The 5622-nt window shown below is 62.1% G+C and carries 5 protein-coding genes; all 5 read left to right on the forward strand.

Features of this window, described 5'->3' with window-relative positions; genetic code table 11:
* Nucleotides 1–633, forward strand: a 633-nt coding sequence (locus tag VL003_RS03215; RefSeq protein WP_325439517.1) for an AMP-binding enzyme, incomplete at its 5' end; no start/stop codon positions are given.
* A complete protein-coding gene (locus tag VL003_RS03220; RefSeq protein ID WP_325439519.1) occupies nucleotides 630–1403 on the forward strand; it encodes a class II aldolase/adducin family protein in 774 nt (257 codons plus the stop codon). The genes VL003_RS03215 and VL003_RS03220, both read left to right, overlap by 4 nt.
* A gap of 11 nt (nucleotides 1404–1414) precedes the next feature.
* Complete coding sequence (locus VL003_RS03225) at nucleotides 1415–2428, forward strand: TauD/TfdA family dioxygenase (RefSeq protein ID WP_325439521.1); 1014 nt, start codon at nucleotides 1415–1417, stop codon at nucleotides 2426–2428.
* 417 nt (nucleotides 2429–2845) lie between these two features.
* Nucleotides 2846–3259 carry a carboxypeptidase regulatory-like domain-containing protein gene (locus tag VL003_RS03230; RefSeq protein ID WP_325439523.1) on the forward strand — a complete coding sequence of 138 codons (414 nt, stop codon included), beginning with the start codon at nucleotides 2846–2848 and terminating at the stop codon, nucleotides 3257–3259.
* A 234-nt stretch (nucleotides 3260–3493) separates the two neighbouring features.
* Nucleotides 3494–5622 (forward strand): autotransporter outer membrane beta-barrel domain-containing protein (locus VL003_RS03235; protein WP_325439525.1); only part of this gene is annotated, 2129 nt, incomplete at its 3' end.

Consider the following 5622-nt stretch of genomic DNA (forward strand, 5'->3'; position numbering starts at 1 on the left):
CCGATCTGCCCGGTGTGCGAAGGCTACGGCCAGACCGAAGCGGGGCCGGTTATTGCCTACAACCCCTTGAACGGGGTGCGCAAGACAGGCACCGTTGGTATTGCCGTGCCTGAAACGCAGGTGCAGATCGTTGATGTCAACGACGGCGAAAAAATACTGGCGCAGGGCGAGGTTGGCGAAATTCGTGTTAAAGGCCCGCAAGTCATGCTGGGCTACTACGGCAGGCCGGCTGAAACCGCCGAAGCGTTGCGCAATGGCTGGCTATATACCGGCGACATCGGCTGGCTTGATGCTGAAGGCTACCTCACCATTTCCGACCGCAAGAAAGAAATGGCCATTGTCAGTGGCTTTAATGTGTACCCCCGTGAAATCGAAGAGGCGCTTATTTGTCACCGGGGCGTGCGCGAGGCGGCGGTTATTGGGGTGCCCGATGCCTATCGGGGCGAGGTGCTGGTGGCCTATGTGGTGGCTGACGCTGACATCACCCGAGAAGCGCCCATGGCCTTCCTGGCCGAACGCCTGGTCAAGTACAAATGGCCTTCGGCCATTCACCTGGTGCCCGATCTGCCCCGCACGGGGGTGGGCAAGATCGACAAGAAGCAGTTGCGCAGCCCCGTTACGGAGACAAAATGAGCCCCAGCGAAACCGGCTTTATCGATGCGGATCAGGCATTGGATACCGAACAGCGCGCGCGCATCGATCTGGCGGCCTGCTATCGGCTGGCCGCCCTGTATGGCATGAGCGACCTTATCGCCACCCACATCAGTGCCCGCCTGCCCGACGAAAACGGCCGCGAAGTGTTCCTGATCAACCCTTACGGCATGTTGTTCGACGAAATCACGGCATCGTCCTTGATCAAGATCGACATCGACGGCAACCCGCTGTCTGAAAGCAGCTACCCGGTGAACCGTGCCGGTTTTGTCATTCACAGCACCCTGCATGCGGCGCGGCCCGATGTGCAGTGCGTGATGCACACGCATACGCGGGCGGGCGTGGCCGTTAGCGCACAGCCCAAGGGCCTGCTACCCATCTCGCAGCAGGCCACCCTGGTGCTGAATTCGCTGGCCTATCACGACTACGAAGGCTTGGCCGTGCACGACGACGAACGCGCACGCCTGCAAGAAGACCTGGGCGGCGCCACCTATTTCATGTTGCGCAACCATGGGCTGCTTACCGCTGCGCGCAGCATCGCGCATGCGTTCTGGTCCATGTCTATCTTTGAAACGGCTTGCCAGATACAAGTGGCGGCTCAGGCTGGGGGCGAGCTGCTTGCGGTTCAACCCCAGGTGTTGGCGGGCGTAGAGGCCGCCATGGAAAAAATGGGTACGGCGCACCCCGCCTTGCTGGCTTGGCCGGCACTACTGCGCCGGCTCGACAGGCTTTCGCCGGGATACCGAGACTGAAGGAGACAACAATGACTGAAATGCTGACACAAGCTTTTGAACACCCCGCCGCCTGGACACGCGACCAGATGCAGCACTCGGACGCGTGGAAATACACACTAAGCGCGGTGGAAGTTAACGAACTTAAAGCGGCGGTGCGCCATGCCATGGGCAAGGGCGAGCCGTTGCGCGACATGACTGCGGCCGACTTCCCCCTGCCGGTGCTGACCGCCCGCATCGACACCTTGCGTGAAGAGCTTGAAAACGGACGCGGCTTTGAGCTTTGGCGCGGCCTGCCGGTGGGCGAATGGAATGAAGACGAACTGAGCACCGCGTTTTGGGGCCTGGGCCTGCATCTGGGCTCGCCCATTGTGCAGAACTCGAAGGGCGAACTGTTGGGCAGCGTGATCAACACCACCAGCACCGACCCCAGCAGCAATGCCGATTCGCGCTTTTATCACACCAACCATGCCGCGCCGTTTCATGTGGACGGCGCCGACGTGGTGGGGCTGGCTTGTGTGCGCACCTCGAAAGAAGGCGGCGCAAGCCTGGTCGTCAGCTCGTGCAGCATCTACAACGCCATTTTGCGCGAGCGCCCCGATCTCATCCCCTTGTTGTACCAGCCGCTGTGGTTCGACCATCGGGGCGAGCACAATGCCGTCACCGGCCAGCCTTATTGGGTGACCTCGATTTGCGGCTGGGCCAACGGCAAGCTGTCCACCATGTACCTGCGCAACTTCATTGAATCGGGCCAGCGCTACGAAGGCGCGCCGCCATTAAGCGACCAGCACCGCGAGCTGTTCGACCTGATCGACAAATGGGCGTCGTCGCAAGAGCTGTGCTTGTCCATGGATTTTCGCCCCGGCGATATTCAATGGCTGAACAACCACACCACGCTGCATTCGCGCACCAGTTATGTCGACTGGGAAGACCCCGGCCGCCGCCGCTGGCTGCTGCGCCTATGGCTGAATTTTTCCGAGCGCAATCGCTTTACTGAAAACTACGGCTTTTACGGTATTGCCACCGAGGAAGGGAAGGTGGCATAGCCAGGCGTGTGGGGTCGGCGTTGTAGTTTGCGTCAGGACGGTTCTTGGTAACGGGTATGGGGTATGCGCTTTAGGGGCTGGAGTTTACGGCGGGTGATAGGTGCTTGGGACGGGGGCTTCGGGCGGGTGCTTCGGACAGGTGCTTCGGACAGGTGCTTCGGGCCCCCTAGTGCAAGTTTGACGGCAATTGCTTAGAGGAGCTGCACAGGGTCTGTGTGTAGGGTCGCCACTGGTTTTGGCGCGGGCATGCTGCCTGCTGCGCACGGTCTTTCTGGCACTTTCGACGGAGGCTCTATGTACAGCAAACTTATTCATCGCGTAGCGACGAGATCAGGTTCGGGCTCCAGCGCCAGCTCCAGTCGGGTGGCTGGCGCCGCGAGCAGAATGTTGGACCCGGCTATGGTGTCGACAGTAGCTATGGTCTTGGCAGCGGCCATGGCCTTTGGCGGCGTTGCCCATGCGCAGCTTCCTGCCACCCAAAGTGTGCAGGGCATCCAATACGTCACCGGCGGCTTCGGTATTGATGAATCCACCGCCATAAAAGAAGCAAAATCGCGCTACCCCTTGGCGTTGACTTTCGCCGCCACGGGCGACGACGGCTCGACGCCTTATGTGGCCGACGTTCAGCTTGAAATCAAAGAGGCCGACGGTGCGCCGGTGCTAAGCTTGCCCTCGGTGGGGCCGTATTTTCTGGCTGAACTTAAGCCTGGCGCCTATACCGTGCAGGCCACATACCAGGGCCAGACCAAAACCCAAAAAGTGAACGTGGCCGGCCCGGGCAGTGTTGATCTGCGTATTGCCTGGCCCCGGGTCGCAGGCGGGCCCGATTAAGCCCTGAAAGGCGGGGCCGCTGGTGCAAGTGGCTGTAGGCGGCGCGCGTTCGCGCTCGGCTGAAAATATTACAAAATAATTAAAAAATGTATTAAAAGTAATTAAAAGTGCCTATACTGCCGCACATGGGCGAATCTCGCCCATGTGGAAAATACTGCAGCAACGTGGTCCGGGCAGGTGTTCGGACCTTTTCGTTAGTGGTTTGTTTGGTCGTTGTATTTCAAGGAGAGATGCATGGCTTGGCAATTTACGAAGCGTGATCAAGAAGCGTTGTGCGTAGGAAGGCAGCAGGCGTATTACCCACCCCCCTGGAAACGGTGGCTGAGTGTGTCGGCGTGTGCGGCCGCCACGGTGTTATTGGGGTTGGGTTCGGCAAAGGCGCAGACGGGTTCTGCGCCTTTTGTATTTGAGGGCGATGTGCTGCGCATCGAGGCGCCCGAGTGGACGTCGAGCCACGACCACCTGGTGGCCGAGCCGGCCTACATTGATGTTGTTCAGGACGTAAAGGCTCACATCGGCGGCGACATCAAGCCGGTGCCGGGCTCGCCCAACGGCCTGTACAAATTGGGGGGTGGAACGCTGCGTTTGTCGGGCACCAACACTTACCGGGGCAGCACCCGGCTGTGGCAGGGCAGCCTGCATATCGACGGGCCCGCGGTGTTTGGGGCGTTCGGCGGTATCGAGACCGTGAAGGGCACGCAGCTGGAATACTCGCCCGGCATCAACATAAGCCGACCGCTTACCGTTCGGGACGCCGCTGTGGATGACATGCCCCCGGTGGTGCCGTATACGCCGGTGGCTGCGCCGGCCGGCATGGACGACGTGTTGCGCTGGCGCGTGGGCGCCGGGGCCGCCACGCATTCGGGCCTGTTGCAGGGCAACGGGGCTTTCGTGAAACTGGGCGAAGGGCTGCTGGACATTACCGGCGACGCCATGGCCTACACCGGTCAGGCGCGGGTGGCCGAAGGGGCCTTGGCCGTTAACGAAATTTTCTCCGGCTCGGTGCTTGTACACAACGGCGCACGGCTGCAAGGCGTGGGCGAGGTGGGGGCGGTGCATATACAAGCGGGCGGGGTCCTGGCACCGGGCAATTATGTTTCGCCTGTGTCGGATACTGATGGCGGCGCACTGACTATAAAAGGCAATGCCCTTTTCGAGCCGGGCAGCCGCTTCCAGGTAGTGGCCTGGCCCACAGGCGAGGCCACTACTGTGCAGGTGGGCGGCACCGCCTTGCTGGGCGGCGAGGTGGCCGTGCTGGCGCAAAACGGGCTGTGGAAGACCTCTAGCTCGTACGACATTCTTCAGGCCGGCGGCGGTCTGGGCGGCACGCAGTTCGCGTCGGTGGCCTCTGACCTGGCGTTTCTGACGCCGGCGCTTTCGTATAGCGCCGATACGGTCACGCTTACCCTCGAGCGCAACGATGTGCCGCTGGACGACGCGGGCGAGACGCCCGATGAAAAAGACGTGGGCAAGGTCATTGACGAAGACACCCCTGGCGGCAAAGCCAACCCCGATCTGCATGACAAGGTCGCCGGCCTGGACAAAGATTCTGCCGGGTGGGCCCTGGGGCAATTGTCTGGCAACTGGAACGCCTCGGTGCTGTCCAGCGTCTGGGAAGACAGCCGCTTCGTGCGCGAGGCGGTGCTGCGGCGGGCCATGGCTTCACCTGGCCATGGGCCGGTGCGCCGGCGGGTCATGGCCGTGCCTTCAGTCTTTGTGTCCGGCACGACCCCGCCGGGCAGGGCGGGCGCCGCGGCGCCGCATGCAAAGCCCGCCTCGGACCCGTCGTTCACTGGTCTTGGCGCACTTCGCCCGTGGGCCGAGCTGTTTCATTCAGACGGGAACCGTCGGGAATCCAATGCAGTGCCCGGCGACACGCGGCGTATCGACGGCCTGGTGCTGGGCGCCGGCTTGGTCGCCACGGCCTACTGGGAAGTGGGAGCTGTGTTCGGGGTGCAGCGCTCGCGGTTGCGGCGAAGCCAAGCGGCGGCCGGGGCGGAAATAGAAACGGTTCATATGGGCGCGCACTGGGCGGCGCAGATACCTGGATTAAGCCTGGCAGTAGGTGCCGTTCATTCCTTGCACCGGCTTAGCACGCATCGTCAAGTGTTGACGGGCGCGCTGCGCGACGCCTTGAAAGCCCGCCACCGTGGCCAAACCACGCAGGTGTTTGGTGAAGTGGCCTGGCCGCTTTATGAGATTTCGCTGGATGCCCAGGCCCCGACTTCGACCGTGACGCCAAGCTCGACTTCGGGCTCGACCGCCAGTTCGGGCCCTGCCGTGAGCCCCACCGCGATCACAACCGCAACCGCGATGCGGAGCGCGAGCCCGAGCCCAACTTCGACTTCGACAACGGGCAGCGG

It is taken from the genome of Pusillimonas sp., from assembly GCF_035515275.1.
Classification (GTDB): Bacteria; Pseudomonadota; Gammaproteobacteria; order Burkholderiales; family Burkholderiaceae_B; genus Pusillimonas.

Bases quoted from the DNA above. Each gene is read 5' to 3' on its own strand.
- VL003_RS03225 (WP_325439521.1), top strand. From the start codon at position 1,415: ATGACTGAAATGCTGACACAAGCTTTTGAACACCCCGCCGCCTGGACA.
- VL003_RS03230 (WP_325439523.1), top strand. From the start codon at position 2,846: ATGGTCTTGGCAGCGGCCATGGCCTTTGGCGGCGTTGCCCATGCGCAG.
- VL003_RS03220 (WP_325439519.1), top strand. From the start codon at position 630: ATGAGCCCCAGCGAAACCGGCTTTATCGATGCGGATCAGGCATTGGAT.